28 protein-coding genes are annotated in these 23900 nt (G+C 69.1%); 16 read left to right on the top strand and 12 right to left on the bottom strand.

The genetic code is table 11. From position 1 onward, the window contains the following. Positions 1-30 precede the first annotated feature (30 nt). The gene (locus tag C0481_RS16935) at positions 31-963 is read left to right on the top strand and encodes an aminoglycoside phosphotransferase family protein (protein ID WP_293405947.1); all 933 of its coding nucleotides are present in this window, start codon (positions 31-33) and stop codon (positions 961-963) included. Here the strand turns inward: C0481_RS16935 and C0481_RS16930 are convergent. Then, on the bottom strand, positions 960-1847 hold the full coding sequence (locus C0481_RS16930) for a DMT family transporter (RefSeq protein WP_293405945.1): 888 nt from the start codon (positions 1845-1847) through the stop codon (positions 960-962). The two genes, C0481_RS16935 and C0481_RS16930, sit on opposite strands and share 4 nt — an antisense overlap. 110 nt (positions 1848-1957) lie before the next feature. On the opposite strand from C0481_RS16930, the gene C0481_RS16925 reads away from it, so the two are divergent. The 3 genes from C0481_RS16925 to C0481_RS16915 are packed head-to-tail and all read left to right on the top strand — an operon-like array spanning position 1958 to position 3618. After that, entirely contained in the window at positions 1958-2299 is a 342-nt protein-coding gene (locus C0481_RS16925) for a DUF2200 domain-containing protein (protein WP_293405942.1), read from the top strand. 18 nt (positions 2300-2317) lie between these two features. Further along, complete coding sequence (locus C0481_RS16920; protein ID WP_293405940.1) at positions 2318-3079, top strand: GNAT family N-acetyltransferase; 762 nt, start codon at positions 2318-2320, stop codon at positions 3077-3079. A 23-nt stretch (positions 3080-3102) separates the two neighbouring features. Further along, complete coding sequence (locus C0481_RS16915; protein WP_293405937.1) at positions 3103-3618, top strand: hypothetical protein; 516 nt, start codon at positions 3103-3105, stop codon at positions 3616-3618. A gap of 6 nt (positions 3619-3624) precedes the next feature. Here C0481_RS16915 and C0481_RS16910 read toward each other — a convergent pair whose 3' ends face one another. From C0481_RS16910 to C0481_RS16895, 4 genes are all read right to left on the bottom strand, one after another. Continuing rightward, complete coding sequence (locus tag C0481_RS16910) at positions 3625-4029, bottom strand: GFA family protein (RefSeq protein WP_293405935.1); 405 nt, start codon at positions 4027-4029, stop codon at positions 3625-3627. A 63-nt stretch (positions 4030-4092) separates the two neighbouring features. Continuing rightward, positions 4093-4536, bottom strand: coding sequence for a hypothetical protein (locus C0481_RS16905; protein WP_293405933.1), 444 nt, complete (start codon positions 4534-4536; stop codon positions 4093-4095). 14 nt (positions 4537-4550) lie between these two features. Next, positions 4551-5855, bottom strand: a complete 1305-nt coding sequence (locus C0481_RS16900) for a tetratricopeptide repeat protein (protein ID WP_293405931.1) — start codon at positions 5853-5855, stop codon at positions 4551-4553. A gap of 32 nt (positions 5856-5887) precedes the next feature. Continuing rightward, entirely contained in the window at positions 5888-6373 is a 486-nt protein-coding gene (locus C0481_RS16895) for an Lrp/AsnC family transcriptional regulator (RefSeq protein WP_293405929.1), read from the bottom strand. A 114-nt stretch (positions 6374-6487) separates the two neighbouring features. Here C0481_RS16895 and C0481_RS16890 point away from each other — a divergent pair, with 114 nt between their 5' ends. From C0481_RS16890 to C0481_RS16880, 3 genes are read left to right on the top strand one after another with little or no spacing between them, the layout of a single operon-like run. Further along, a complete protein-coding gene (locus C0481_RS16890) occupies positions 6488-7513 on the top strand; it encodes an arginine N-succinyltransferase (protein WP_293405927.1) in 1026 nt (341 codons plus the stop codon). Next, positions 7500-8909, top strand: a complete 1410-nt coding sequence (gene astD / locus C0481_RS16885) for a succinylglutamate-semialdehyde dehydrogenase (protein WP_293405925.1) — start codon at positions 7500-7502, stop codon at positions 8907-8909. The genes C0481_RS16890 and astD overlap by 14 nt, the downstream gene beginning before the upstream one ends. Continuing rightward, complete coding sequence (locus C0481_RS16880) at positions 8906-10180, top strand: N-succinylarginine dihydrolase (protein ID WP_293405923.1); 1275 nt, start codon at positions 8906-8908, stop codon at positions 10178-10180. The genes astD and C0481_RS16880 overlap by 4 nt, the downstream gene beginning before the upstream one ends. Before the next feature lie 90 nt (positions 10181-10270). Here C0481_RS16880 and C0481_RS16875 read toward each other — a convergent pair whose 3' ends face one another. Together C0481_RS16875 and C0481_RS16870 are read right to left on the bottom strand one after the other, a co-directional pair. Next, positions 10271-11269 (bottom strand): putative sulfate exporter family transporter, encoded by a 999-nt coding sequence (locus tag C0481_RS16875; protein ID WP_293405921.1) that lies wholly within the window; start codon positions 11267-11269, stop codon positions 10271-10273. Continuing rightward, positions 11266-11502: a DUF6356 family protein gene (locus C0481_RS16870; protein ID WP_293405919.1), complete on the bottom strand. Its 237-nt coding sequence runs from the start codon at positions 11500-11502 to the stop codon at positions 11266-11268. The genes C0481_RS16875 and C0481_RS16870 overlap by 4 nt, the downstream gene beginning before the upstream one ends. Positions 11503-11617: 115 nt before the next feature. Between C0481_RS16870 and C0481_RS16865 the strand changes: the two genes are divergently transcribed. The 3 genes from C0481_RS16865 (at position 11618) to C0481_RS16855 (ending at position 14609) form a co-directional block, all read left to right on the top strand. Then, positions 11618-12082: an Lrp/AsnC family transcriptional regulator gene (locus C0481_RS16865; RefSeq protein WP_293405917.1), complete on the top strand. Its 465-nt coding sequence runs from the start codon at positions 11618-11620 to the stop codon at positions 12080-12082. Positions 12083-12296: 214 nt separating this feature from the next. Next, on the top strand, positions 12297-13697 hold the full coding sequence (locus C0481_RS16860) for an AMP-binding protein (RefSeq protein WP_293405915.1): 1401 nt from the start codon (positions 12297-12299) through the stop codon (positions 13695-13697). Between the two features lie 78 nt (positions 13698-13775). After that, positions 13776-14609 carry an alpha/beta hydrolase gene (locus tag C0481_RS16855; RefSeq protein ID WP_293405913.1) on the top strand — a complete coding sequence of 278 codons (834 nt, stop codon included), beginning with the start codon at positions 13776-13778 and terminating at the stop codon, positions 14607-14609. 137 nt (positions 14610-14746) lie between these two features. On the opposite strand, the gene C0481_RS16850 is transcribed toward C0481_RS16855, so the two are convergent. Continuing rightward, positions 14747-15514 carry a helix-turn-helix transcriptional regulator gene (locus C0481_RS16850; protein ID WP_293405911.1) on the bottom strand — a complete coding sequence of 256 codons (768 nt, stop codon included), beginning with the start codon at positions 15512-15514 and terminating at the stop codon, positions 14747-14749. A gap of 92 nt (positions 15515-15606) precedes the next feature. Between C0481_RS16850 and C0481_RS16845 the strand changes: the two genes are divergently transcribed. Continuing rightward, entirely contained in the window at positions 15607-16860 is a 1254-nt protein-coding gene (locus C0481_RS16845) for an MFS transporter (RefSeq protein WP_293405909.1), read from the top strand. A 40-nt stretch (positions 16861-16900) separates the two neighbouring features. Here the strand turns inward: C0481_RS16845 and C0481_RS16840 are convergent, their stop codons facing one another. Beyond that, entirely contained in the window at positions 16901-17890 is a 990-nt protein-coding gene (locus tag C0481_RS16840) for an aldo/keto reductase (RefSeq protein ID WP_293405907.1), read from the bottom strand. Positions 17891-18046: 156 nt separating this feature from the next. Between C0481_RS16840 and C0481_RS16835 the strand changes: the two genes are divergently transcribed. Beyond that, complete coding sequence (locus C0481_RS16835; protein WP_293405905.1) at positions 18047-18571, top strand: GNAT family N-acetyltransferase; 525 nt, start codon at positions 18047-18049, stop codon at positions 18569-18571. A 127-nt stretch (positions 18572-18698) separates the two neighbouring features. Beyond that, positions 18699-19703, top strand: a complete 1005-nt coding sequence (locus C0481_RS16830) for a transporter (RefSeq protein WP_293405903.1) — start codon at positions 18699-18701, stop codon at positions 19701-19703. On the opposite strand, the gene C0481_RS16825 is transcribed toward C0481_RS16830, so the two are convergent. Next, entirely contained in the window at positions 19700-20269 is a 570-nt protein-coding gene (locus C0481_RS16825; protein WP_293405901.1) for a TetR/AcrR family transcriptional regulator, read from the bottom strand. The genes C0481_RS16830 and C0481_RS16825 overlap by 4 nt on opposite strands. A gap of 95 nt (positions 20270-20364) precedes the next feature. On the opposite strand from C0481_RS16825, the gene C0481_RS16820 reads away from it, so the two are divergent. The 3 genes from C0481_RS16820 to C0481_RS16810 are packed head-to-tail and all read left to right on the top strand — an operon-like array spanning position 20365 to position 22452. After that, the gene (locus C0481_RS16820; protein ID WP_293405899.1) at positions 20365-21135 is read left to right on the top strand and encodes an SDR family oxidoreductase; all 771 of its coding nucleotides are present in this window, start codon (positions 20365-20367) and stop codon (positions 21133-21135) included. A gap of 10 nt (positions 21136-21145) precedes the next feature. Then, positions 21146-21721: a hypothetical protein gene (locus tag C0481_RS16815; protein WP_293405897.1), complete on the top strand. Its 576-nt coding sequence runs from the start codon at positions 21146-21148 to the stop codon at positions 21719-21721. Beyond that, entirely contained in the window at positions 21718-22452 is a 735-nt protein-coding gene (locus C0481_RS16810; RefSeq protein WP_293405895.1) for a dienelactone hydrolase family protein, read from the top strand. The genes C0481_RS16815 and C0481_RS16810 overlap by 4 nt, the downstream gene beginning before the upstream one ends. A gap of 110 nt (positions 22453-22562) precedes the next feature. On the opposite strand, the gene C0481_RS16805 is transcribed toward C0481_RS16810, so the two are convergent. Further along, on the bottom strand, positions 22563-23378 hold the full coding sequence (locus C0481_RS16805; protein WP_293405893.1) for a phytanoyl-CoA dioxygenase family protein: 816 nt from the start codon (positions 23376-23378) through the stop codon (positions 22563-22565). Positions 23379-23406: 28 nt separating this feature from the next. Then, positions 23407-23856, bottom strand: coding sequence for a nuclear transport factor 2 family protein (locus C0481_RS16800; protein ID WP_293405891.1), 450 nt, complete (start codon positions 23854-23856; stop codon positions 23407-23409). Between the last annotated feature and the right edge of the window lie 44 nt (positions 23857-23900).

The raw sequence follows: 23900 nt of genomic DNA, 5'->3' as shown, positions 1-23900 counted from the left end.
GCCGGCTCACGAAGTGGCGGGGTATGCGCCATGGACGAGCATGACCTTTCGGCGGCGGCGCTGGCGCGGGCGCATGCGGGCGGGGCGCAGGGACGGGCCTGGCTCTCGGCGCTGCCAGGATTGGCCGCGGACCTGGCGCGCGAGTGGGAGCTGACGCTGGGGGGCTCGCTCGGCGGCGGCAGCGAGGCGTCGGTGCGTGAGGCGCGGATGGCGGACGGACGGGCGGCGGTTCTGAAGCTGGTCCCGCCCGGGCGCGATCCGACCGAGCAGGAACTGGCGGTGCTGCTGGCGGCGGGCGGCCGCGGCTATGCGCAGGTTTACGCGCACGACGAGCGGCGCGGGGCGCTGTTGCTGGAGCGGCTGGGGCCGCAGCTTGCTCAGATGGGCTGGAGCGTTGACCGCCAGATCGCGGCGCTGTGCGAGACGCTGATGGCGGCCTGGATGGCGCCTCCCGCGGGCGCGGGTTTTCAGACCGGAGCCGAGAAGGCGCGGGCGCTGTCGGCGTTCATCGCGCAGACCTGGGAGGAGATGGGGCGGCCCTGCGCGGAGCGAACCATCGAGACGGCGATCAGCTATGCGCGCCTGCGCGAGGCGGCGTTCGATCCGGCGCGGGCGGTGCTGGCGCATGGCGACGCCCACGCCTGGAACGCGCTGCAGGCGCCGGGCGGCGAGGGTTTCAAGTTCGTCGATCCGGACGGCCTGTTCATCGAGCCGGCCTACGACCTGGGGATCGCCATGCGCGAGTGGGCGCAGGACCTGTTGGCCGGCGACCCGGTTGGGTTGGGGGCGCGACGCTGCGCGCGACTGGCGGCGCTGACCGGGGTGGAGCCCGAGCCGATCTGGCAATGGGGCTTCATGGAGCGGACGTCGACCGGCCTGATGGCGCTGAAGCTCGGCATGGCCGAGGGGCGCGAGATGCTGGCGGTGGCCGACGCCTGGGGCGCGGGCGGGTTGGCCGACTAGGCTGGCGTCGGGGCCGGGGTGTCGATGGCCGGCGTCGAGCGCTCGCCCAGCACGACGGCCAGGCTGCCGGCGATGATCAGCAGGCCGCCGGCAGCGAGGGCGGAGGTCACCTGATCGCCGAACAGGGCCACGCCGATGCCGGCGCCCATCAGCGGTTCGATGTTGATGAACACCCCGGCGCTGGCCGCGCCGACCCGGGCCGAGCCGAACTGCCAGGCGGCGGTGGCGAGCAGGGTCGAGAGCACGCCCTGGCCGACGATGCCGGCCGAGGCCGGGCCGCTGAGGTCGAGCTTGGGCGGGCCGTGCATGATGAGCGCGATCGGCAGGATGGTCAGGGCGGCGATCACCACGGTGACGGCCGGGATCGCCATAGGACTGGCGGTCTTGGGCGCACGGCGCAGGACCAGCAGCCAGGCCAGGAAGATCAGCAGGGCGATCAGCGACAGGGCGACGCCGAACGGCGAGGAGCCGGCGTCCGGCTTGCCGGCGATCAGCGCCGCGCCGAGCGTGGCGGCCGCGACCCCGGCCCAGGAGGCGCGGCTGACCTTTTCGCCCAGCAGTCGGGCCGAGACCGCGATCAGGGCCGGCATGGCCCCGACCAGCAGCGCCGCCAGGGTGACGCTGACATGGGCCAGGCCCTCGAACTGGACCATGAAGGCGACGCCATAGAGCGCGCCGGCCGCGAGCACCGGCGGCGAACGGAACAGCGCCCGGGTCTGGGCGTCGCGAAATGCGAACGGGGCGGCGGCCAGGGCCGCGACTGCGAAGCGCAGCAGCACCATATGGGCGGCGTCGGTCTCGCGCAGGGCGAGCTTGCCGAGAGGGAAACCCAACCCCCAGAAAGCGCCCGCGGCGAAAAGAGCAATAAAGGCGAGGCGCTTCATGCGGCGCTTCGTGCCCTATTCGCGGGGCGAAGGCGAGAGGTCTTGCCCAGGGCGCGACAACCGGGTCCGAGACCCGCTAGGCTACCGTGGGAATTCCTCGGGAGGCCGGCATGAACCATCGGATCTACGCCATGAGCGTGGCCAGCGTTTACCCGCACTATGTCGCCAAGGCGCAGAGGAAGGGGCGCACGCAGGCCGAGGTCGACGAGATCATCGCTTGGCTGACCGGGTATGACGCCGGCTCGCTGGAGGAGCCGATGAAGGCCAGTTTCGAGAACTTCTTCGCCCAGGCTCCGGCGATGAACCCTGCGCGCGCGCTGATCACCGGGGTGATCTGCGGCGTGCGGGTGGAGAATATCGAGGAGCCGACCATGCGCGAGATCCGCTATCTGGATAAGCTCATCGACGAGCTCGCCAAGGGCAAGGCGATGGAGAAGATCCTGCGCAAGTAGGACGATCCGGGGGGAAGCATGGACGAGACCGAAGAACTGATCGAGCTTTGCGTGCGCGCGCTCGTCGCCCAGATGATCGCGGCGCCGGGGATCGAACTGCACGTGACGCGCAACTGCGTCCAGGGGCTGACCGACGAGCCGCTGGCCGATTTCAACAGATTGATCCTGGGCGCCGATCCCGACGCCGGGGGCTTTTTGGTTCGCGCGGTGGCGCGCGCCAGGGAACGGGCCAGGCCGCTGGTCGCGACGATGAGCCCTCGGGCGGCGCAGGCGTTGGCGCCGGTGGCGGCGCGGCTGGGCTTTGCGGAGGTCGGGTCGTCGCCGCTCATGGTGTTTGGCCCGGACGTTCGCGTCCAACCAAGTCGCCCGGTTCAGGTCGTCCGTGCGCTTGACCCGCAGGTGGTCGCTGTCGCCGGCGATCTGATCGCCGCCGCGTTCGACGAGCCGCGCGACATCATCGCCAGGTACATCGATGTGGGCATGACCGCCACCTCGGGCGTCGAGACCTATGTCGGGTATGGCGAAGATGGGGCCGTGGGCACGGTCTCGGTGACGCCGACGGGCGACACGGGGGCGATTTCGCTGATGGCCACGCCGCCGCAGCACCAGCGCAAGGGCCTGGGCCGGGCCCTGCTGAGCCAGGTCATCGACGACTATCGGCGGCGTGGAATGAGGCGCTTCCATCTCGGGGCCACCGAGGCGGGACTGCCGCTCTATGAGAGCCTAGGGTTCGAGACGGTCGCCGAGCTGCCAGTCTGGCTGCTGGCGGCTGAGCAATAGCTGATCGAACGGGGGCGTCGGCGATGCAGATTCCAAAGTATGCGGCCATGGAGATCGAGCGGAGGTTCCTGGTCTTCGACCCTCCCGACCTTTCGGCCGCGCGGATGCGAGTGATCGAGGACATCTATCTGTCAGGCACGCGAATGCGCCTGCGGGCGATCACGCATGCGGACGGCCGCAGTCCCGAGTTCAAGCTGTGCAAGAAGTACCCGTCCGAGCAGGCGTGGGGCGGGCCGATCACCAACCTCTATCTCACGGCGCAGGAACACGCCGTGCTGGCGGCTCTTCCGGGCGCTGTGGTGCGCAAGCGCCGCTACAGCGTGCCGTGGGCGGCCTGGACCTTCAGCGTCGACGTGTTCGACGGCGCGTTGTCGGGACTGATCCTGAGCGAAGTGGAAGCCGAGACCCTCGACGACGCCGAAAGGATCGGCCTCCCGGACTGGGTCGCGCGCGAAGTCACCGCGGACCCGTTTTTCAGGGGTGGAGCGCTTGCGTCGACCACGGCGGAGGATTTGCGGCGGCGGCTTGAGGCTGACTAGCGGGCGCTATTTTGCCGCGACAAAGCCTTCCGGGAGCTCTGGGAGCACGACGCTGGGATCATACCAGCTGGCGCCGTCCGAGCGCCAAATGTGCCACTGGCGCTTGGCCTGGATCGGAGTGTCGAGGCCGCCCAGCCGGAGCATGATGTTCGGCGCGCCCGTGCGTTCGGCCACAAGCTGGGACCCGCACTCCGAGCAGAAGTGCCGCAGCTTGCCGGGCGAGGACTCGAAGGACTTGCGGACTTCCTCGCCGCTGATCCATCGGAACCGCTCGCGCGGAACCGCAGCCAGGCTGGAGAAGGCCGCGCCATGGGCCTTGCGGCAGGTCTCGCAATGGCAGTGGATGACGCCGTCGATTTCAGCGTCGGCCTCGTAGGCCAGCCGGCCGCATAGGCATGATCCAGTCAGCACAGGTCGCCTCCGAACAAGTCTCTGATCACAGTGGAGCGGGGGGCGGCGACGGGTCAATCGGGCTCAGCGGCCATTCCGAGGAGGGCAGTAGAAGCCGCGGGCGGTGAACTCGAGCGTTTTCTGGGCGCCTTCCAACTCCGCCGGCAGGCCAAAATCGCGATATGAGAGAAAGCCCCCAATCTCCTGTCCAGGGGCCACGTACGTCGCACAGCCTTGAGGGCAGTAGCCGGTGTTGAACGCTTGGAGGGGAAACCTGCGCCCCTCGACGATCAGGAAGGCGGCATCTCCGTCTTGGTCGATCTTGCCGCCTTTATTGGGCCAATGCTCCGGCAGTAGGCATAGGCCCCGTGGCGTGGTGTTGCGGTAGCGAATTTCGATCCGCTTCTGCGCGGGCTCATCGTGGAAGGTGTAGCCGAGCGGAACAAGTTGGCTCGTGGTTGCGCAGCCCAGGGGCGCGAGGCCAAGCGCGACGAGGGCGTACTTGCGCCAGTGCTGAACAACATCCATGCGATGGTCGACGCCTAGAGCGCGGTCAGCCAGGCGGCGTCGCGCGGGGAGGGACGGCGGTGCAGCCGGCGTTCCAGCAGGGCCTGGGCCTTGTCCGTCGCGCCGGCCCGCATCAGCGCCACCAGCAAGGTGTCCTCGATCACTTCGCGCTGTGCGCCGCTGCCGCCGATGCGCACGACGGCGTCGGCCATGGGTTCGAGCGTGCGGACGCAAGCGTCGTAGTCGGCCTGAGCGAAGGCGCGGGCGGCGCGGCCGATGGCCGGGACCACTTCGGCCAGGGCGACGCCGCCTTGACCGGCCTCCAGGCTGGCGATGCGGCGATCCAGCGCCTTGCCGCCGTCGGTCGCCGCCTCGATGAGCGCGAGGTGCGTGTCGACGAAGGCGTGGCCAGGGCGGGGATAGGCCTCGCGCGCGTAGCGGGCGATCTGGTCCCAGCCGGCCTGCGGCGCGCCGTGGCCGTAGAGGTCGAGCCGCCAGAGGAATGAGGCCGCGTCGCTGACGATGTTGATCGGCAGGCCCTGGGAGACGCCGGGGCGGACTTGGCTCTCATAGATGCCGAGCGCGGTGGGGGCGTCGCCGCGCTCCAGGGCGACCAGGGCCGCGTGCCAGGCGAGGTGGCCGTGCAGGACGCCGGCGCGGTCGTAGGTGGGCAGCCACTCGGTGATCAGGGCCTCGGCGTCCCCGCCGGCGCCGCCCTCGAACATGGCGTGGGCCAGGGCGTGGACGGTGTTGGCGTTGGCGCGGTGCAGGTCGAAGGCGCGTTCGATCATGGCGCGGCCGCGGGCGACCTCGCCGTTCTCGGCCAACGCCCAGCCGTGGCTGGTCTGAAACCACCAATCGTCTGCGGCGAAGTGACCGGCGTGGCGCGCGCAGAGGTCGACGCGGGCCTGGTCGTGATCGGTCATCCCTGAGAAGGCGAAGAGGCCGAAGGCGCCGAGCGGCATGGCGAGCACAAGGACATCGCGCGGCCAGCGGTCGGCGTGGGCCAGGGCTGCGTCCAAGGCTTCCGCCGAGCGACCGGAGAAGGCGAGGTGCAGGACCTCGATGTGGCTCTGCTCGCGCTCGGACCCGTTTCGCGCGGCGAGACTGCGGGCCGCGGCGACCCGCTCGTGCGCCTGGCGCGGCTGGGCGCTCAGCGCGTGGACGCGGGCGCGGGCGGCGTGGGCGAGCGCGAAGTCCGGATCGGCGGCGATCGCCAGGTCGAGCTCGACGTCGGCGCCGGGCCAGGCGGCCAGGATCAACCGCACGCCGTTGCGATAGCGCTCCGCCGCTTCGGCGGAATGGGTTGAGAGCGGCAGGTCGTGGGTGTCGAAGGGCATGGGCGGGAGACTACAGGCTTGGCGCGTAGGGGTCAGCGCTTACCCGCGCTGACCGGGGCGCCGGTGAAGGGCTTGGCGTCCTTCATCAGGATGTGGGAGGCGATCTTGTCGACGCCGAGGCCTTCCTGCAGCAGGCGGTCGGCCAGTTCGCCCCAGGCGCGAACGTCGGGACAGACGACCTTGATCAGGTAGTCGAAGGGGCCCGAGACCTGGGCTGCCTCGACCACCTCGGGAATCTCGGAGAGCACGGCTTCGAAGTGCAGCAGGTCGGCGGGGCGGTGGCTCTTGAGCGTCACCTCGCCATAGATCGTGACGGTCGGGCGGATGCGTTCGATGTCGAGGCGGGCGTGGTAGCCGAGGATCAGCTTCTCGGCCTCCAGGCGGCGCACGCGGGCCAGGCAGGCGCTGGGCGAGAGGGCGACCTTGTCGGCCAGGGCCTGGTTGGTGATGCGGCCGTCGGCCTGCAGATTCGCCAGGATCTTGAGGTCGATCCGGTCGAGCGAAGGATATCCGTCCAAGGCCTGTTCCCGCCGCAGTATCTGCGGAGCAAGACCTGGTCTTCCGCCGCCCATTTCGAGGAATCCCTAGCACAATAAGCGTCTAAGGCTTCGATCATTTCTGCGGAGGATGCCATGATTAGCACCGGCGTCGTTATCCGCCCGGCCGCCCTCACCGACCTTGAGTCCCTGCATGCCCTGGCGCTGAGCGCCGGGCTGGGCATGACCAATTTGCCGCCTTGTCGCGAACGCCTGCTGGGCTTGCTCAACGCCAGCGCCGATGCGCTGGCTGGAAACCGCAAGGCCGGCAGCCAGATCCTGCTGGTCATGGAAGCTGGCGGGGAAGCGGGCGGCGAGGTGGTGGGCACGGGCTGTATTTTCCCGAGCGTAGGCGGCGACTGGCCGTTCTACTCCTATCGCATCGGACGTCTGCGGCAGACCTCGCAGGCGCTGGGCAAGGTGGTGGAGAACACCATCCTGACCCCGGTGAACGACTATGACGGGTCGGCTGAGGTCGGCGGGTTGTTCGTGCGGCCAGGGCTGCGCGGACTGGCCGGCGGCCGGCTGATGGCGCGCTCGCGCTACCTGTTCATGGCTGAGCATCGCGACTGGTTCGGCGACCGGGTGGTGTCCGAGCTGCGAGGCTATCAAGACGCGGACGGCCGCTCGCCGTTCTGGGAAGCGGTGGGCCGCAAGTTCTACGGCCTGGAGTTCAAGGAGGCCGACCGGATCAGCGTCGGCGCCGGCAAGCAGGTCATCGCCGACCTGGGGCCGAAGTATCCGCTGTACCTGAACCTGCTGCCGACCGACGCGGCGCTGTCGGTCGGGCAGTTCCACCCGGACGGGGCGCGAGCCCATGCGCTGCTGACCGAGGAAGGGTTCAGGTTCGAAGGTTGCATCGACATCTTCGACGCCGGTCCGACCATGGTCGCCGACATCGACAGCCTCAAGGCGGTCCGCGACAGCCGGGTCGGGACGATCCGCGAGATCGCGCCGTGCGACGACGGGGTCGAGGTGCTGGCCTGCGCCGGTGCGGTCGAGGGCTTCCGGGCCTCGCGCGGGCGGATTGCGGCGTCGGGCGAGGGGCTGCGGATCAGTCCCGAGCTGGCGGCCGTTCTGAAGGTGCAAGCAGGAGACGTCATCCGTCATGTCGAGTTCTGAGATCGTCTCCACCGACCCCTGCACCGGCGAGGTGGTGTGGCGCGGCGCGGCGGCGCAGCCCGGCGAGCTGGACGCTCTGCTGGTTCGGGCTCGGCGCGGGTTTGAGGCCTGGTCGAGCCGCCCGCTGGAAGAGCGACATGCGGTGGCCCGCAGGTTCGCCGAACTGGCCAAGGTGCGGCGCGAGGAGATCGCCCGACTGTTGAGCCGGGAGACCGGCAAGCCGTTCTGGGAGACCCTGACCGAGGCCGACACCGTCGCCGGCAAGGTCGAGGTCTCGATCAAGGCGCAGGCCGAGCGGGCTGGCGAGCGGAGCAGCGACATCGCCGGCGGGACCGCGCGGCTGGCGCACCGGCCGCATGGCGTGCTGGCGGTGATCGGGCCGTTCAATTTTCCGATGCACCTGCCCAACGGCCATATCGCCCCGGCGCTGATCGCCGGCAACGCGGTGGTGTTCAAGCCGAGTGAGAAGACGCCCGCCAGCGGCCTGCTGCTGGCCCATCTGTGGCGTGAGGCCGGCGTGCCTGACGAGGTGCTGCAGGTGGTGATCGGGGCTGCCGAGACCGCCAAGGCGCTGGTCGCCCATGACGGGATCGACGGAGTGCTGTTCACCGGCGGCGTCGCGGCCGGGCGGGCGATCCATATGGCGCTGGCCGACCAGCCGCAGAAGATCGTCGCCCTGGAACTGGGCGGCAATAATCCGCTGGTGGTCTGGGACGTGGCCGATGCGCAGAGCGCCGCGCATCTGATCGTGCAGTCGGCCTATGTGTCGGCGGGGCAGCGCTGCTCATGCGCGCGGCGGCTGATCGTGCCGCAGGGTGCGGCGGGCGAGCGGGTGGTCGAGGCGCTGAGCGCCCTGATCGACCGCATCGTGGTCGGCGCGCCGTTCGACGAGCCGCAACCGTTCATGGGGCCGGTGATCGACATGGCCAGCGCCGAGCACCTGCTGGCCGCGCAGGCGCGGCTGGGCGGGAAGGTGGTGCGCGAGCTGCGGCGCATCGAGGACGGCAAGCCGTTCCTGACGCCAGGCCTGGTCGACGTGACCGGGGTGGCGGCGCCTGACGTCGAGAACTTCGGGCCGCTGCTGCAGGTGATCCGGGCGGCCGATTGGGATGGCGCGATCGCGGCGGCCAACGCCACGCGGTTCGGTCTGGCGGCCGGACTGCTCAGCGACGACGAGGCGCGCTATCGCGACTTCTGGAGCCGGGCGCGGGCTGGGATCGTCAACTGGAACCGGCCGACCACCGGGGCGGCGGCCACCGCGCCGTTCGGCGGGCCAGGCCTATCGGGAAATCATCGCCCCAGCGCCTATTACGCCGCCGACTACTGCGCCTATCCGGTCGCGAGCATGGAGGCGGGTAAGGTGGACTTCCGCATCGGCACGGGGTTGGCCGCGTGATCGAGGTCAACTTCGACGGACTGCCCGGGCCGACGCACAACTATGCGGGCCTCTCGGTCGGCAACGTCGCCAGCCAAAGGAACTTCGGCGAGGTCTCGTATCCGCGCGCTGCGGCCCTGCAGGGGCTGGCCAAGATGCGGACGATGATGGAGCTCGGCCTGACCCAGGGCTTCCTGCCGCCGCCGCTGCGGCCGGCGGCGCAGGCGCTGCGCGGCTTTGGGTTCGCGGGTTCGGACGACGAGGTGCTGGCCGCAGCGGCCGAGCAGGATCTGGCGCTGTTCCGGGCCGCATGCTCGGCCTCCAGCATGTGGCGGGCCAATGCGGCGACCGTGCTGGCCGCCCCCGACACGGCCGACGGGCGCGTGCACCTGGTGACCGCCAACCTGGCCGGGATGCTGCACCGGAGTTTCGAGGGCGACGAGACCTTCGCGCTACTGAAGCGGGTGTTCGCCAGCGAGGACCGCTTTGCGGTGCACGGCCCGCTGCCCAGCGCGCGGCACTTCGGCGACGAGGGTGCGGCCAACCACATGCGGCTGGCGGCCAGCCACGGCGCGCCGGGCCTCAACGTCTTTGTGCACGGCGAGCCGAACCGCGGCGGGGCGTATCCCGAGCGCCAGAGCCAGCGCGCCAGCCAGGCGGTCGCGCGGCTGGGCGGGCTGGCGGGTGAGCGAACCTTCTACGCCCTACAGAACGAGGGCGCGGTGCAGGCGGGTGCCTTCCACAACGACGTGGTGGCGGTCGCCAACGCCAACGTGCTGCTGGCCCATCCGCAGGCCTTCGCCGATCCGGCGCGGCTGTATCGCGAATTGCGCGAGCGGCTGCCGAACCTGCACGTGGTCGAGACCTTCGGGGTTAGTCTGGCGGACGCGGTGTCGTCGTACCTCTTCAATTCGCAGCTGGTCAGCCTGCCGGAGGGCGGCATGGCGCTGATCCTGCCATCGGACGCCAAGGACAACGCTGCGGCCTGGAAGGCGGTCGAGGCGGTGCTGGCGGGGGACAATCCCATCACGCGGGCGGTGGTGGTCGACGTGCGCGAGAGCATGCGCAACGGCGGCGGACCGGCGTGCCTGCGGCTGCGGGTTCCGGTCGACGGGCCCGGGCTGGCCGGCATCGACCCGCGCTTCATCCTGGACGAGGCGCGCTGGACCAGCCTGGCCAAGGCGGTCGTCGCCCACTGGCCCGAGAAGATCGTCCCCGAGGACCTGGTGAAGCCCGAGCTGTGGGCCCAGGCGCGACAGGCGCACGCCGCGCTGGAGGCGGCGATCGCTTGAGATCCTCCCCTGTTGGGGGGACATCAGGTCGTAGGTGGAGCCCCGGACGGACGCGGGGGAGCGCCCGTCCGGGAACGCCGGCGGGAGAGGCTACCCCACCAACGTCAGACTGGTTGCGGCGGCGAGCAGGGCGATGACGCCAGTGGCGGCGACCAGCGTCCAGGCCAACTTGTGCTCGATACGCAGCAAGTCGCGCGGGGCGACCTGGGCGCTGATGGCGGCGACGCCGCCGAGCAGCAGCAGTTGCGAGGCGAGCGCCAGCGCAGGCAGCAGGGCGGTTGGGATCAATCCGAAACTGCGCGCGGCCATCAGGGCGGCGAAGGCCCAGACGAACAGCGGCGGGACCGGGAAACGGCGGGAACGCGCCTGCATGCCCATAGACAGGCCGACGGCCACGATCACTGGTCCCAGCCACAGGATGCGCGAGAGCTTGGAGAGGGCGGCCGAGGCCTCGGCGCCCGGCGAGACCGACTGGCCGGCGGCGACCACCTGGGCGACGTCGTGGATCGAGAGGCCGAGGAAGACGCCGGTCTGGCGCTCGCTGAACCCGAAGTGGCGGGCGATCAGCGGGTAGGCGACCATGGCGATGGTCGAGAGCAGGTTCACGCCGACGACGACGAGGGCGGTGGTGCGACGGCTGGCGTCGCTGTCGGGCAGGGCGCTGGAGGCGGCCATGGCGGCCGAAGCGCCGCAGATCGAGACGGCGCTGGCGGCGATCAGCGCCTCGACCAGCGGCAGGCCGGCGAGCAGGCCGATGCCGGTCCCGGCCCCGAGGCTGGCCATCACCACGCCGCCGCTGGCCAGCGCGACGGGCAGGCCGAGGGCGGCGAGCTCGGCGAAGGCGATCTGGGCGCCCAGCAGGGCGACGCCGGTCTTCAGGCCGGGCTTAGCCCACCAGCAGAGCGCGGGCCCGAGGGCGGTCGACCAGCCAGCGAGCCCGAGGCCCATGCCGGCCACGGCGGCGATGACCGGAGCCGGGAAGCCGCTGGCGCGGCCCAGCATCAGGGCGCAGAGCGCGATCAGTCCCAGCGCGAGGCCGCCGACCAGCGGGTGGCGCGCATGTCCCGCGGCGAGCGGGAGATGGGTCACGCCCGCAGCGCCTTGTGGGCGGGAGCCTCTTGGCGACCGCGGGCGGCCATCTGGGCGTGCAGCCGCTGGACGCAGAGGCTGGCGGTCTTTTCGAACAGGAACGGGAAGACCGCATGCACCAGGCAGGCGACGCCGGCAGTGATCATGGTCATGCCGAAGCCCGAGGCCTGGGCCAGGTGCTGGCCGTAGCTCTCGCCGACAGAACTCGGATGCCGGTTGAACGCGTCCAACATGAAACTCTCCTGCGCCAAGGCCCAAGGTTGGCTCCAGGCGGCGAGAAAGGCGTTGTCGAAATTGTCGCCATTCGTTCAAAGTGGAGAAAATTGTTCTTTCGAGGGGGTGAAAGTCGTGGGTGGTGTTCTCCTGGACCCGACGGATCGGCGAATCCTGCGTGAGCTGCAGGCGGACGCTACGATCCCGGTGGCTGAGCTGGCCGAGCGCGTGGGGCTGTCGCAGACGCCCTGCTGGAAGCGGGTCAAGCGGTTGACCGACGAGGGGGTGATCGACCGCAAGGTGGCGCTGCTGAACCGCGAGAAGCTGGACCTGGGGCTGGTGGTGTTCGTCTCGCTGAAGACCAACCGCCACGATGAGGCCTGGCTGGCCCAGTTCGCCAAGGGCGCTTCGGCCCTGCCCGAGGTGGTGGAGATCTACCGGCTGGCGGGGGAGACGGACTACCTGCTGAAGGTCGTGGTCTCGGACATCGCCGCCTATGACCGGTTCTACAAGCGCCTGATCGCCGCGGCGCCGCTGAACGACGTGAGCTCGGCCTTCGCGATGGAGCAGATCAAGTTCACGACGGCGCTGCCGCTGTAGGGGACGCTCTTCTGCCGACGCTGCGATGGCGCATGGCGTGTAGCCCCTCACCCTAACCCTCTCCCCCGCGGGGGAGAGGGAATGCGTCGGCCTCCCTTCTCCTCTCCCCGCTTGAGGGGAGAGGTAGGGTGAGGGGAGACGGCGCGAAGCGGCGTTCTGCTGACTTTGCGGGAGAGGAGTTCCGGGGCTGGCGAGGATCGGTTAGGCAGGACGTATGAACCTCTACGAGCTGCTTGCTTCGCGTTTCCCTGCTGATCGGTCCAAGCCGGCGTTCCTGCTGCCGGATGGGCGCGCGATTTCGTACGGGGCGCTGGAGGACGACGTGGCGCGGACGGCGGCGCTGCTGGTCGAGTATGAGGTCGAGCCCGGCGACCGGGTGGCGCTGCAGTCGGAGAAGAGCGTCGAGGCGGTGGTCGTCTACCTGGCGACCTTGAAGGTGGGGGCGGTCTTCTTGCCGTTGAACACCGCCTATACCGAGGCCGAGATCGACTACTTCATGGACGACGCTCAGCCGGTGCTGTTCGTCGAGGACGCGGTCGAGCTGGTCGCCGATGCGCGCAGCCGCGAGCCGCTGCTCGAAACGCTGGCGCGGAGCGAGGATGACCTCGCCTCGATCATCTACACCTCGGGCACGACTGGGCGCTCGAAGGGCGCGATGCTGAGCCACGGGAACCTGGCGGCTAATGCCCAGGCGCTGCACGCGGCCTGGGGATTCTCGGAAAGCGACGTGCTGCTGCATGCGCTGCCGATCTTCCATGTGCATGGCCTGTTCGTGGCGCTGCACTGCGCGTTCCTGTCGGGCGCGCCGATGGTGTGGCTGGCCAAGTACGACGACGCTCAGGTGCTGGCCGGGCTGCCGAAGTCGACCGTGATGATGGGGGTGCCGACCTTCTACACCCGGCTGCTGGCCAATCCGGGCTTCACGCGAGAGGCGGCGGCGCACATGCGGGTGTTTATCAGCGGCTCGGCGCCGCTGCTGGAATCGACCTTCGTCGAGTTCGAGGCGCGGACCGGCCAGCGGATCCTGGAGCGCTATGGGATGAGCGAGGCGGTGATCATCACCTCCAACCCGTTGGAAGGCGAGCGGATCGCCGGCAGCGTCGGCTATCCGTTGCCCGGCGTGGAGCTGCGCATCGGCGGCGGCGAGGCGACCGGGACCATCGAGATCAAGGGGCCCAGCGTATTCGGCGGTTACTGGCAGATGCCGGAGAAGACCGCCCAGGAGTTCACGGACGACGGCTTCTTCATCACCGGCGACGTGGGGCGCCAGGACGCGGACGGGCGGGTGTGGATCAGCGGCCGGGCCAAGGACCTGATTATTTCCGGCGGCTTCAACGTCTATCCCAAGGAGATCGAGCTGATCCTCGACGAGATGGACGGGGTCACCGAGAGCGCGGTGATCGGCCTGCCGCATCCTGACTTCGGCGAGGCGGTGGCGGCGGTGGTGATCGGCAGCGGCGACGAGGGCGCGATGATCGCCGCGCTGCGCGAGCAACTGGCCGCGTTCAAGACGCCCAAGAAGGTGTTCTTCGTCGACGAACTGCCGCGCAATGCGATGGGCAAGGTGCAGAAGAACCTGTTGCGTGAACGCTATGCAGGCACGTTCGGCGCATAGCCGAACTCCAGGTTCTTTCGGATAGCGGCGTTCGCTGTTTCGAGGTTAGGTTGCGCCCCTCAACTCAGCGAGGGCGCAATGGGCCAGGTTCCGAAGGAAGAAACTTTCGAAGGGGCCGGCGGCCTCAAGATCTTCATGCGCTCGTGGCGGCCGGCCGGCGCGCCCAAGGCGATCGTGGTCATCAGCCACGGGTTCAACTCGCACAGCGGCCAGTACGTGTGGGTCGCCGAGCAGCTGGCGGCCAGGGGCTTCGCCGTCTACGCGCATGACTATCGCGGTCGCGGCCTTTCGGAAGGCGAGCGGTTCCACGTTGAGCACGTGAACGAGTACGTCGGCGACCTGGTGCAGGTGGTCGGCATCGCCAAGGCGCGTGATCCGGGCCTGCCGGTCTATGTGCTGGGCCACAGCGCCGGCGGCGTGATCGCCAGCACCTACGCCCTGGACCATCAGGCCGACATCGCCGGGCTGGTCTGCGAGAGTTTCGCCTTCCGGGTGCCGGCCCCGGACATCGCCCTGCAGGTGATCAAGGGCGTCAGCCACGTGGCGCCTGACATTCCGATCCTGAAGCTGAAGAACGTCGACTTCTCGCGCGATCCGGCGGTGGTCAAGGCGATGAACGAGGATCCGCTGATCCACGACGAGACCCAGCCGAGCATCACGGTGGCGGCGCTGCAGCGGGCCGACGAGCGGCTGACCAAGGAGATCCCGACCATCACCCTGCCGGTGCTGATCCTGCATGGCACCGAGGACAAGGCGACCCTGCCGAAGGGCAGTCAGTTCTTCTACGACCACGCCGGGTCGAAGGACAAAACGCTGAAGCTGTACGAGGGCCACTATCACGACCTGCTGGCCGACGTCGGCAAGGAGGGCGTGCTGGGCGACATCGTCAGTTGGATCGAGGCGCGGATTTGAGCGTCTAGTTCCTCCCCCCGTGGGGGAGGTGGCGCGCGTAGCGCGACGGAGGGGGACTGCTCTGCTTGGGCGGGAGTCAAAGTCCTCCTCAGTCAGCTTTGCTGACAGCTCCCCCAGAGGGGGAGCACCTTTGAGCTTCACCCCTGATATCGGCTCGGCGCGACGCCGAGCAGGCGCTTGAACATGGTGGCGAAGGCGGCGGGGCTTTCGTAGCCGAGGTCGAGGGCGATCGCGGTGACCTGTTCGCCGGCCGCCAGACGGGGCAGGGCGATCAGCACGCAGGCCTGTTGGCGCCACTCGGCGAAGCTCATCCCCGTCTCGCGTCGGAACGCGCGAGTGAAGGCGCGCCGGCCCATGCCGAGGTCGTCTGCCCAGCGGTCGATGGTGTCGTGCGGGCTGGGCGCCTCGAGGAAGGCGCGGCACTTGGCGGCCAGCGCCGGGCTCTGCGGGAACGGCGCGGCCAGCGGGATCACCGGCGCACGGGAGAGCTCGACCAGCAGCAGGTCGATGACTAGGCCGTCGCGGCCCGCCCGGTCGTACTCGCGCGGTAGTTCGCTGGCCGCCAGCAGCAGGCTGCGGAGCAGGGGCGAAACCTCGATGACCCGGCTGGCGTCGCCAAAGCCCGGGCAGCCGCCGGGTTCGATCAGGATGCCGCGGGTGCTGACCGAGCCGACCATCTTCACCGCATGCTCGACGCCGGGCGGGGTCCAGACCGCGCGTTCGGGCGGCGCCACCCAGGCCCCGTTGGGCGTTGAGACGACGACCACGCCCCGGGCCGCATAGAGCAGCTGGCCGCGGCGGTGGCGGTGCCAGTTCAATTCGTGATGCGGCGGGTAGTCGTTGGCGATGGCCACGACCGGGCGAGGTGTGTCCTCGACGTCGTCCGGATTGATCCAGTCGATCATGTGTCCCACTCGCGAAACTGAAAGACCCATACAGGAATGCGGGCGCGCGGCGAAGCGCCTATCCGGGCGCCTCGAAGTATGGAGCAGCTCAGATGGGCGGACGGACGATCACGGCGAACAAGCAGGTTCAGGCGACGAGCGAGACGGCATTTGGAGTGATCCTGGCGATCAGCTTCTGCCACCTGCTCAACGACATGATGCAGGCGCTGCTCCCGGCCATCTATCCGAACCTCAAGGCCGAGCTGGGGCTCACCTTCGGACAGATCGGGATCGTAACCTTGGCCTATCAGGTGACCGCCTCGATCCTGCAGCCGATGATCGGGCTCTATGCCGACAAGCGGCCGACGCCGATGGCGCTGCCGTTCGGGACGCTGTTCTCGCTGGCCGGGTTGGCGGTGCTGTCGGTGGCGCACACCTACGGCCTGGTGGTGATCGGGGCCTGCCTGCTGGGCATGGGCTCGTCGGTCTTCCACCCGGAGAGCAGCCGCGTGGCGCGGATGGCGGCGGGCGGGCGGCATGGCCTGGCGCAGTCGCTGTTCCAGGTCGGCGGCAACGCCGGCTCGGCGCTGGGACCGCTGGCGGCGGCGGTCGTCGTCGTGCGCTGGGGGCAGTCGAGCCTGATGTTCTTCGCGCTGCTGGCGCTGCTGGCCGGCGGCATCCTGTGGAACGTGGCTGGCTGGTATCGCACCCAAGGCCTGGCGCGGATGCGCGCGGCGGCTAAGGGCCCGCAGCCGATCGCGCCGCCGAGCCGCCAAGTGGTCACCGGGATCTCGATCCTGCTGGCCCTGATCTTCTCGAAGTACGTCTACCTGGCCAGCCTGACTAACTACCTGACCTTCTACATGATGGAGAAGTTCGGCTCCTCGGTGCAGGGCGCGCAGATGCACCTGTTCCTGTTCCTGGGCGCGGTGGCGGCCGGGACGGTGGCCGGCGGCCCGCTGGGCGACCGGTTCGGGCGCAAGTACGTGATCTGGTTCTCGATCCTGGGCGTGCTGCCGTTCAGCCTGCTGCTGCCCTTTGCAGGCGCGTTCTGGACCGGGCCGCTGGTGGTGATCATCGGCCTGATCCTGGCCTCGGCGTTCCCGGCGATCGTGGTGTTCGCCCAGGAGTTGGCGCCCGGCAAGGTCGGGATGATGTCGGGGCTGCTGTTCGGGTTCTCGTTCGGGATGGGCGGGCTGGGCGCGGCTATCCTCGGCGTGCTGGCCGACAAGACCGGCATTGAGACGGTCTACCGGCTGTGCGCCTTCCTGCCGGCCATTGGCCTATTGGCGGCGTTCCTGCCGAAGATCGAAAAGCACCCGCCGCTGCCGCCGACCCCGCCGGGGCTGGAGCCGGAAGCGCTCTGATGAGGACGCCTCCGCCCGAGAGGGCGGAGGCGAGCCCGGGTCAGGCGTTGACCATGGTCATGGCCCGTTCGTCGTAGCGCATGCCGGCGACCTTGGCGGCCAGCGCGTCGAGGCTGGCGGTCTCGGCCGCGGTCAGGCCGACGTCGGCAGCGCCGAGGTTGGACTTCAGGTTGGCCAGCCGCGTGGTGCCGGGAATGGCGACCACGTTCGGGTAGGCGGCCAGCACCCAGGCCAGGGCGACCTGCGAGGCGGCTGCGCCGCGGGCCTTGCCGATCTTCTCGATCTCCTCGACCAGGGCCAGGTTGGCCTCGAAGGCCTCGCCTTGGAAGCGCGGCGACTGGACCGAGCGGTAGTCGCCGCCCTGCGGACGATGATCGCGGGTGAACGCGCCGGTCAGCATGCCGCGGCCGAGCGGGGAATAGGCGACGAGCGTGACGCCGGTTTCCTGGCAGAGCGGCAGCACGTCCTGTTCGATGTCGCGGCTGAAGATCGAGTACTCCGACTGGACGGCGGCGATCGGGTGCACCGCCTGGGCGCGGCGCAGGGTCTCGGCGCTGACCTCGGAGAGGCCGATGGCTCCGATTTTCCCTTCCTTGACCAGCTTGGCCATGGCCTCGACCGTCTCCTCGATCGGCCGGCTCTGGTCCTTGCGGTGCAGGTAGTAGAGGTCGACGTGGTCGGTCTTCAGGAAGCCAAGGGATTGTTCGATGGCGCGGCGCATATTCGCCTCAGAGCCGTCGACGCCGGTGATCGTGCGGGTGGCGAGATCGACCGTCGGGCCGAACTTGGTGGCGATGAACGCCTTGTCGCGGCGGTCGTGGAAGGCCGCGCCCAGCAGGGTCTCATTGGCGCCGAAGCCGTAGAGCTCGGCCGTGTCGAAGTGGTCGACGCCGAGGTCCAGCGCCTCGTGCAGCAGCTTGACGGCGTCGGCTTCATTCATCGGCTCGCCATAGGCGATCGACATGCCCATGCAGCCCAGGCCGATAGCATTCACGTCACGGCCGGTGCGGCCGATTTGGCGACGGATCATGGGGAACTCCGCAGGAAGGAATGTGGGGAATGTGAGCGCTCACTCACAAGCCGACATTTAGGCGCTGGCGCCAAAAGCGTCAAGCGATGGCAGGCGTTCCAGGGAGCGGCGAATTTTGGGCTGGCGGGGTCGCGTAGCTTATGGATTACCGGAGCCATGCGTTTTTCTCCGGCCGATCCGTCTGAATTGCCCGTCATCGCCGCGTTGGTGAACTCCGCCTATCGGGGCGAGAGCTCGCGCCAGGGCTGGACCACCGAGGCCGACTACCTGGGCGGCCAGCGCACCGACGCGCAGACCCTGGCCAGGGACCTCGCGGCCGACCCGCAGGCGGTGGTGATGACCTTGCGCGACGAGCCCGACGGGCCGCTGCTGGGCTGCGTCTGGCTGGAACCGACCGAGGGCGGGGCCTGGTACCTGGGCATGCTGACGGTGCGGCCCGATCTGCAGGACCGCCAGCTGGGCCGGACCATGCTGGCGGCGGCCGAAGCCCACGTCCGCGAGCTGGGCGCGCTGCGCGTGCGGATGACGGTGATCCAGATCCGCGACACCCTGATCGCCTGGTACGAGCGGCGCGGCTATGCCCGCACCGGTGAGACGCGGCCGTTCCCCTACGCCGACGCTCGCTTTGGCCGGCCGGCGCGCGACGACCTTGAGTTCATCGTGCTGGAAAAGGCGCTTTAGTTCGCGCGGCGATCATCGACGCTTCATTGGTCTGCCAAGGCGCAACCGCGGGTTTCACCTCATGGTCGCCGTCGGACCCCGCCGCCACGATCACCGCCCAGGATCGCCGCCACGAGGGGAAGTCGCGATGGGCAATTCCAAGAGGACGAGGGCGCGGTGGATCGCCGCCGCCGCGGGCGGCGCTGCGCTGGCGTTCGTGGCTGGTCATGCCGAGGCCTCGGAGGGCGGCGCGAGTGTCTATCTGCTGGGGTCGGGCGGACCGGGGGCGGCGATCGTGCCGCCGATCGAGGGCGTGTTCCTGCTCGATACGCAATACTACTATAGCGGCGAAGCCAGCGCCGAGCGTGAGTTCGTGATCGGCGGCAACGTCGTTGCGGGGCTGGAGGCCACGGTCAATGCGAACTTCGCCACCGTTCTGTGGGTGCCGACGACGGACCTAGCCGGCGGAACCCTGGCGGTGGGATTGGCGCTGCCGATCGGCGGCCCGGATGTCGAGGTCTCGGGGACCCTGACCGGGCCGGGCGGACGACAGATCGAGCGCAGCAAAAGCGACTCCGCCTTCGTGATGGGCGATCCGCTGGTGACGGCGATCTGGGGCTGGAAGAGCGGCAAGACCCACATCGCGGCCAGCACCCTGATCAACATTCCGGTCGGCCAGTATCGCAAGGATAAGTTGGCCAACCTGGCGTTCCATCGGTGGGCGGGCGACGTGTCGCTGGCCGCGACCTATCTGGACGAGGAGGCCGGTTGGGACGTCTCGGGCAAGGCCGGCTTCACCTTCAACGGTGAGAACGACTACACCAGCTATGAGACCGGCACCGAGTTCCACGCCGAGGCGGCGGTGGAGAAAAAGTTCAACAAGACCTGGTCGGCTGGCGTGCAGGGCTACTACTTCGAGCAGGTCAGCGGGGACTCCGGGGCAGGTGCTCGGCTTGGATCCTTCAAGGGGCGGGTCGCCGCCCTCGGCGTCACCGGGGCCTACAACTTCATGCTGTTCGGCAAGGCGCCGGCGACCTTGCGGCTTCACGCGATGAAGGAGTTCGAGGCCAGGAACCGCCTGGAGGGGGAGGCGATCTTCCTCGACTTCAGCATGCCGCTTTGGGTGAACATGCCGCCCGGTGCAGGCTCTTAGGCCCGAATGGAGTCCAGCACCGCCTCGGCCGCGGCGTCGAGCTCGGCGTCGGTCCAGGTGCGGCCGTTGAGCTCGGACTTCAGCATGTAGCCGACCGGAGCAAAGAACAGGCTGGCCAGGAGATCGCTGGGCAGGTCCTTGAAGAGGCCCCGCTCGATCCCGTCCCGGCGCAGGCGGCCGACCGCGGTGGAGATCTGCTCGTGGGCGGCGCCGCCCTCGCGCTTGGAGAGCGCGGATTCAGCGAAGCGCTGGCCGAACATGAAGGCCTTGGTATCGGCGCGATAGGCCTCGTAGAGCCGTCGCCACACGCGCTTGAGGCGGGCGTCGGGGGCTTCGTCGCTGTCCTCGCCGTCGATGATGGCCTCGAAGATGCGCCGCTTGATGCCGCGATAGACTTCGATGAGCAGGTCGTCCTTGGACGGGAAATGCCGGTAGAGCGTGCCTTCGGCGACGCCGGCGCGCGCGGCGATGGCCGCGGTGGTGGCGGATTCCAGGCCGTCCTGCGCGCCGATTTCCAGGGCCGCGCGCACCAGCTTGTCCTTGGTCGAGGTGGGCGTCGTGAGCATGGGCTCACAAATTGTCGGGCGAGACCTTCTGTCAAGTCTGCGCAAGCGTCGCAGCTTCGGGTTAGAACATCGTCCAACGAACAAGGGAGCGGGACATGGATCTGGGTTTGAAGGGCAAGAAGGCGGTCGTCACCGGTGGATCGCGCGGCATCGGGCGGGCGATCGCCGATTTGCTGGCCGACGAGGGCGCCGACGTCGCGATCTGCGCGCGGAACGCCGAACAGGTCGCCGACGCGGTCAAGGCGCTGAAGGCGAAGGGCGTCAACGCCTGGGGCCAGGCGGTCGACATTGCCGACGGCCCAGCGATCCGCGCCTTTGTCGCGCAAGCCGGCGAGACGCTGGGCGGCATCGATGTGATGGTCTCCAACGCCAGTGCGCTGGTCCAGGGCGCGGGCGAGGACGACTGGCGCGCGATGTTCGAGATCGACATCCTGGGCGCGGTGCGCACCTTCGAGGCGGCGCGGCCGTTCCTGGAAAAGGCCGGCGAGACGCACGGCGATGCGGCGTTCCTGATCACCTCGTCGGTGTCGGCGGCCGAGGCCTCGAACGCTTCGTCCTATGGGGCGATGAAGGCGGCGCTGATCCACTACGCCAAAGGCCTGGCGCGCGAGAATGCGGCCAAGCACATCCGCGCCAACGTCGTTTCGCCGGGCACCGTGTTCTTCGAGGGCGGCGTCTGGGGCAACGTGAAGGCCGGGATGCCGGGCTTCTTCGACCAGATGATCAAGCGCAACCCGACCGGCCGGATGGCCACGCCCGAGGAAGTGGCGGCGGCGACGGTGTTCCTGGCCAGTCCGCGCTCGGCGTTCACGACCGGGATCAACATGCTGGTCGACGGCGCGATCTCGACGCGCGTCAACTACTAGGGCTAAGCCTTTGGAATACGATTACTTTCAGCTGACGCTGGGGCGCGAACGCACGGCCCAGCGGGTGGTGGCCGACCACCTCTACGGCTCGGCCGGCGTGCGGGCGGTGTTCGCGCCGCTGCTGGGGTTCGCCTCGGATCAAGCGCTGGTTTTGGCGGCGGCCGGGACGCGGGTGTCGTTCACGCCAGGGATCGTGGCCAGCGACCGGGTCCGCTTGACGCCGACCTTGCGGCCGGAGGGCGAGGCGCCGCCGGAGGCGGGCGGGATCTACGTCCACAACTGGTTCACGATCGACGGCGGCGCGGTCGAGGAGTTCGTGCGGCTGTCGGGCGAGGCCTGGCCTGACTTCGAGGCGCGGTTCGAGACCAAGATCTTCGGTCTATTCCTGGCCGAGGAGGACGAGGCCGACCGCGAGGCCGGGGCGCGCCGGCTGCTGCTGATGACCCGCTATCGGGATCTCGGCGAATGGCAGGTGTCGCGTGATCCGACCACCGACGCGATGGCGGTGTTCCTGCGGCGCCGAGAGCTGACGCGGGTGTCGCTGGCGCGGGCTTGCGTACTGATGCCGAGGGAAGGGGCGAAATGATCGAGCAAACTCTAGAGGTCGCGCTGAGCGAGGGGACGAGCACGACCTTCATCGTCCATCCCGAGCGCGACGGACCGCATCCGCTGGTCCTGTTCCTTATGGACGCACCGGGCATCCGCGAGGAGCTGCGCGATATGGCCCGGCGGCTGGCGAGCGCCGGCTACTACGTCATGCTGCCTAACCTCTACTATCGCGCCGGCGTGTTGGAGCTGGTTCCGGCGGGCGGGGCGATGGACGACGCTCTGCGCGAGCGGATGATGGGGCTGATGAACGAGCTCACCATCCCGATGGTGATGGACGACGTCGAGGCGCTGGTCGCGTTCGCGTCCGGCCAGGGCGGCGCCGACGCCAGCCGCATCGGCACGGTTGGCTACTGCATGAGCGGCCAGTTCGCGATCAACGCGGCGGTGCGCGTGCCGCAGGTGAAGGCGGCGGCCTCGATCCACGGCACCTATCTGGTCACCGAGGCCGACGACAGCCCGCACCTGGCGGCGCGCAAGAGCGAGGCCGAGCTTTACTTCGCCTGCGCCGAGACCGACCGCTGGGCGCCGCTCGAGACGGTGCGGGCGCTGAGTGAAGCGCTGGCGGCGGACGGGGCGCGGGCCGAAGTGGAGATCTATCCCGGCGCCGAACACGGCTTCACCTTCCCGCAGCGCGCGCTCTACCAGAAGCAGGGGGCCGAGCGGCACTGGGAACGGCTGAACGCGCTCTATCGGCGCAACCTGGGCTAGACCCTTTCCGGCTCAAGCGAATTCGCTTGAGCCGGGATAAAAGGGTCTATCTTCAAATGTTTAGAGCGTGACGGTCGCTTCAACCGGCTTCCACTTGAAGCTGTCACGCTCTAGGGCGTCTGGCGCTCCACCGGCGCGACCCAGCCATCCTCGAGGCTCTTGAGCGGGTGCGACCCGGTGACCTGACCCATGAACGGCGGCCAGATGTTGTAGCCGAGCAGGTCCTGCAGGCGCGGCGACATCGCCTGCACGCGTTCGCGCGGGACGCCGAGGTAGAAGTTCTCCTGCGTGCGGCCCCAGGGCTCGCAGTATTGGTTGGTGAAGGCCAGCCGCGGTGCGTTTGAACGGTTGGCCCCGCCGCGGTGCAGGAGCGTTCCCTGGAAGACCATGGCGCCGCCCGCCGGCATGACCACGGGCCTCAGCATCGACAGCGCCTTCTCCGGCGAGAGGGCGGCGATGTCGGCGTCGCTCCAGCGGTGGCTGCCGGGGATGATGTCGGTCGCGCCGTTGGTGTCGGTGAAGGCGTCGATGGCGCCGATCAGCGAAAGGCTGATGGCCGGGCGCGGCCGCGGCTGGCGGTAGAAGCCGTCGTCGAAGTGGAGCTGCTGCGCTGCTTCGCCCGGATAGATGCAGATCGCCTGGCTGGCGGTCAGCAGGTAGCCGGGCTGGAGAAAGCGGTCGAGCAGGGCCAGGAGGCGAGGCTCGGCGGTCAGGTGCTCGAACACCTGGCCGCGGGCGACCAGGGTGTAGACGCGCTCGGTTGAAAAACCCTCGAAGGCGTTGCGACCATGGTGCGAGCCGAGGTGAGGGCCGAGCGCGGTGCGCGCGGCGGCCAAGGCGCCGGCGTCGGCGAAGTCCTCGATGACCGTGTAGCCGTCGTCGGTCAGCCGCTGGACGTGGGCTTCGATGTCGAACGGCTCGGACATGGCCGCCTCCCTCTTTGGAGGCGAGTGTCTACCCGAATGACGGAAGGGCAAGTCCAGGGCGTTCGTTGTCCCAGATCATCGAGACGATGCGCCAGCGGCCGTCGGCCTCGCAGAACAGCTGGATGGAGTTGATCCCGCGCCGCTCGGGCGGAGCCTCGCCTGGCTCTGTACGCGCCTCGTAGGCGCTCCAGACCTGGGCCATGTTGCCGAACACGTCGATGCGGCGGGCGATCTCGACCTCGTAGAAGTCGTGGGCCGCGAAGAACGGTTCGACGTCCGCCTGATAGGCGGCCGGGTCCATGATCTTGATGTGCGGGCGGTTGTCCTCGGCGACCCAGGTGCGCATCTGGCGGGCGTCGGGATGGAAGATCTCGGCCTGCAGCACCCAGTCGCGGGGACCCTGGGGGCCGGAGATCATGGCGTACATGGCGTCGACGACGGCGCCGATGTCGGTCGGGTCGAAAGGCAGGGTCTTCATACGAAGAGAGCCTAGGCGCGGGGCCTAGGCTCTCCAAACGTCAA

It is taken from the genome of Phenylobacterium sp. (assembly GCF_013822795.1).
GTDB lineage: Bacteria > Pseudomonadota > Alphaproteobacteria > Caulobacterales > Caulobacteraceae > Phenylobacterium.
Note: the sequence above shows the minus strand (reverse complement) of the source record. Positions and strands in the feature narration are given on the sequence as shown.

What these genes read in the sequence shown, in the direction of transcription:
- C0481_RS16935 (WP_293405947.1), top strand. Translation starts at nt 31, where the DNA reads ATGGACGAGCATGACCTTTCGGCGGCGGCGCTGGCGCGGGCGCATGCG.
- C0481_RS16930 (WP_293405945.1), bottom strand. Translation starts at nt 1,847, where the DNA reads ATGAAGCGCCTCGCCTTTATTGCTCTTTTCGCCGCGGGCGCTTTCTGG.
- C0481_RS16925 (WP_293405942.1), top strand. Translation starts at nt 1,958, where the DNA reads ATGAACCATCGGATCTACGCCATGAGCGTGGCCAGCGTTTACCCGCAC.
- C0481_RS16920 (WP_293405940.1), top strand. Translation starts at nt 2,318, where the DNA reads ATGGACGAGACCGAAGAACTGATCGAGCTTTGCGTGCGCGCGCTCGTC.
- C0481_RS16915 (WP_293405937.1), top strand. Translation starts at nt 3,103, where the DNA reads ATGCAGATTCCAAAGTATGCGGCCATGGAGATCGAGCGGAGGTTCCTG.
- C0481_RS16905 (WP_293405933.1), bottom strand. Translation starts at nt 4,536, where the DNA reads ATGGATGTTGTTCAGCACTGGCGCAAGTACGCCCTCGTCGCGCTTGGC.
- C0481_RS16900 (WP_293405931.1), bottom strand. Translation starts at nt 5,855, where the DNA reads ATGCCCTTCGACACCCACGACCTGCCGCTCTCAACCCATTCCGCCGAA.
- C0481_RS16890 (WP_293405927.1), top strand. Translation starts at nt 6,488, where the DNA reads ATGATTAGCACCGGCGTCGTTATCCGCCCGGCCGCCCTCACCGACCTT.
- astD (WP_293405925.1), top strand. Translation starts at nt 7,500, where the DNA reads ATGTCGAGTTCTGAGATCGTCTCCACCGACCCCTGCACCGGCGAGGTG.
- C0481_RS16870 (WP_293405919.1), bottom strand. Translation starts at nt 11,502, where the DNA reads ATGTTGGACGCGTTCAACCGGCATCCGAGTTCTGTCGGCGAGAGCTAC.
- C0481_RS16860 (WP_293405915.1), top strand. Translation starts at nt 12,297, where the DNA reads ATGAACCTCTACGAGCTGCTTGCTTCGCGTTTCCCTGCTGATCGGTCC.
- C0481_RS16855 (WP_293405913.1), top strand. Translation starts at nt 13,776, where the DNA reads ATGGGCCAGGTTCCGAAGGAAGAAACTTTCGAAGGGGCCGGCGGCCTC.
- C0481_RS16850 (WP_293405911.1), bottom strand. Translation starts at nt 15,514, where the DNA reads ATGATCGACTGGATCAATCCGGACGACGTCGAGGACACACCTCGCCCG.
- C0481_RS16845 (WP_293405909.1), top strand. Translation starts at nt 15,607, where the DNA reads ATGGGCGGACGGACGATCACGGCGAACAAGCAGGTTCAGGCGACGAGC.
- C0481_RS16840 (WP_293405907.1), bottom strand. Translation starts at nt 17,890, where the DNA reads ATGATCCGTCGCCAAATCGGCCGCACCGGCCGTGACGTGAATGCTATC.
- C0481_RS16835 (WP_293405905.1), top strand. Translation starts at nt 18,047, where the DNA reads ATGCGTTTTTCTCCGGCCGATCCGTCTGAATTGCCCGTCATCGCCGCG.
- C0481_RS16830 (WP_293405903.1), top strand. Translation starts at nt 18,699, where the DNA reads ATGGGCAATTCCAAGAGGACGAGGGCGCGGTGGATCGCCGCCGCCGCG.
- C0481_RS16825 (WP_293405901.1), bottom strand. Translation starts at nt 20,269, where the DNA reads ATGCTCACGACGCCCACCTCGACCAAGGACAAGCTGGTGCGCGCGGCC.
- C0481_RS16820 (WP_293405899.1), top strand. Translation starts at nt 20,365, where the DNA reads ATGGATCTGGGTTTGAAGGGCAAGAAGGCGGTCGTCACCGGTGGATCG.
- C0481_RS16810 (WP_293405895.1), top strand. Translation starts at nt 21,718, where the DNA reads ATGATCGAGCAAACTCTAGAGGTCGCGCTGAGCGAGGGGACGAGCACG.
- C0481_RS16805 (WP_293405893.1), bottom strand. Translation starts at nt 23,378, where the DNA reads ATGTCCGAGCCGTTCGACATCGAAGCCCACGTCCAGCGGCTGACCGAC.
- C0481_RS16800 (WP_293405891.1), bottom strand. Translation starts at nt 23,856, where the DNA reads ATGAAGACCCTGCCTTTCGACCCGACCGACATCGGCGCCGTCGTCGAC.